The sequence below is a fragment of the Blautia sp. aa_0143 genome (assembly GCF_004167315.1).
In the GTDB taxonomy this organism is placed as follows: Bacteria; Bacillota; Clostridia; order Lachnospirales; family Lachnospiraceae; genus Blautia_A; species Blautia_A fusiformis.
Map to the genome: position 1 here is coordinate 1 of NZ_RCXU01000071.1, position 1,904 is coordinate 1,904.

Annotated in this window: 2 protein-coding genes; both read left to right on the forward strand. The window is 39.4% G+C overall.

The annotated features are described in order from the left end of the window. Positions 1–627 (forward strand): IS607 family transposase (locus EAI83_RS16985; protein ID WP_129976304.1); only part of this gene is annotated, 627 nt, incomplete at its 5' end. Then, positions 557–1,720 carry an RNA-guided endonuclease InsQ/TnpB family protein gene (locus tag EAI83_RS16990; RefSeq protein ID WP_129976306.1) on the forward strand — a complete coding sequence of 388 codons (1,164 nt, stop codon included), beginning with the start codon at positions 557–559 and terminating at the stop codon, positions 1,718–1,720. The genes EAI83_RS16985 and EAI83_RS16990, both read left to right, overlap by 71 nt. The last annotated feature ends 184 nt before the right edge of the window (positions 1,721–1,904 follow it).

Genomic DNA, 1,904 nt, shown 5'->3' on the forward strand with positions numbered 1-1,904 from the left:
GAATTATTAGGTGTTTCTGTAAAAACGCTTCAGAGATGGGACAGAGAGGGAATCTTAAAAGCAAACCGAACTCCAACAGACAGACGTTATTACACATATGACCAGTATCTTCAATTTAAAGGTATAAATATAGAACATGATAAACGAAAAGTTGTTATTTATGCAAGAGTATCTACCAAAAACCAAAGGGATGATCTTCAAGATCAGACAGCATTTCTGCGTCAGTTCTGTAATGCCAGAGGAATGATCGTAGACCAGTGCATTGAAGACTATGGAAGCGGACTTAATTATAACCGCAAGAAATGGAATGGATTACTGGACGAAGTCATGGAGCAGAAGGTCAAAACCATAGTGATCACGCATAAAGACAGATTTATCCGTTTTGGATACGAATGGTTTGAAAGATTCTGCATGAGATTCCACACAACGATACTGGTGGTGAACAATGAAGAACTGTCACCACAGGAAGAACTTGTACAGGATATTATTTCCATCCTTCATGTGTTTTCCTGTAGATTATATGGACTTCGTAAGTATAAAAAACAGATAGAAAAGGATGAGGAGATTGCTGAAGAGCTTCAAGACAGAGATCGATCCTACAGAAGAGCAGAAGATCAAAATACATAAGACAATCGGCACATGCAGATATATTTATAATTTCTACCTGTTTCATAATAAAGAACGTTATGATGCCGGTGAAAGATTTATGAGCGGCAAGTCGTTCAGTGTATGGCTGAACAATGAATACCTTCCAAGGCATCCGGAATATTTCTGGATCAGAGAAGTCAGTTCCAAATCGGTAAAGAATGCAATCGAAAATGCCTGTACCGCTTTTTCAAGATTTTTTCATCATCAGAGTAGTTTCCCGAGATATAAGAAAAAAGGAAGATCTGATGTAAAAATGTATTTTGTAAAGAATAATCCCAAAGACTGTCTCTGTGAACGTCACAGGATCAAGATCCCAACACTTGGCTGGATAAGGCTGAAAGAAAAAGGTTACATTCCGACCTCTAAGGATGGATATGTGATCCGAAGCGGGGCAGTTTCCATGAAAGCAGGCAGATATTATGTGTCTGCACTTGTCGATATACCTGCTCCGGAAGCAGATGGAAATTTCACTGATGGGATTGGAATTGATCTGGGGCTGAAAGACTTTGCAGTTGTATCAAATGGAACTGTATACAGAAATATCAATAAAACAGCACGGATTAGAAAACTTGAGAAACAATTAAGACGGGCACAGCGAAAGCTTTCCCGTAAATATGAGAACTTAAAGAAAGGGGAGACCACTCAAAGAGCAAATATATGCAAACAAAAGCTTAAAGTACAGAAACTTCATCATCGGATAGAAAATATCCGTACAGATCATATCAACAAGGTAATATCTGAGATAGTGAAAACCAAGCCGTCTCATATAACGATCGAGGATCTGAACATATCCGGGATGATGAAGAACCGGCATCTCTCAAAAGCAGTTGCGTCCCAGAAATTCTATGAATTCCGGACAAAATTGAAAATAAAATGTGCTGAATATGGAATCGAACTGAGGGTAGTTGACCGATGGTATCCATCTTCCAGGATCTGCCACTGCTGCAGCTGTATTAAAAAAGATCTGAAACTTTCAGACAGGATCTACAGATGCACATGTGGATATATTGAGGACAGAGATCTCAATGCAGCACGGAATCTGAGAGATGCAGAGACTTACGAAGTTGCATGATCCCGCAAACGTAAGTATGTACCGAAGGCTATTTCGGGAATTAACGACTGTGGAGTGTACTTAGGATCTGTGAGTAGAGATAACTCCGGTTACTCAAAAGCATACACAAAGAAACAGTAAGCGGTATTCGTGAGAATCCGCATTATCTCGATGTGAGTATGTTTAATCACATTTTGAGTGGCAG

Coding starts and splice junctions, on each gene's coding strand:
- EAI83_RS16990 (WP_129976306.1), top strand. CDS start 557: ATGAGGAGATTGCTGAAGAGCTTCAAGACAGAGATCGATCCTACAGAA.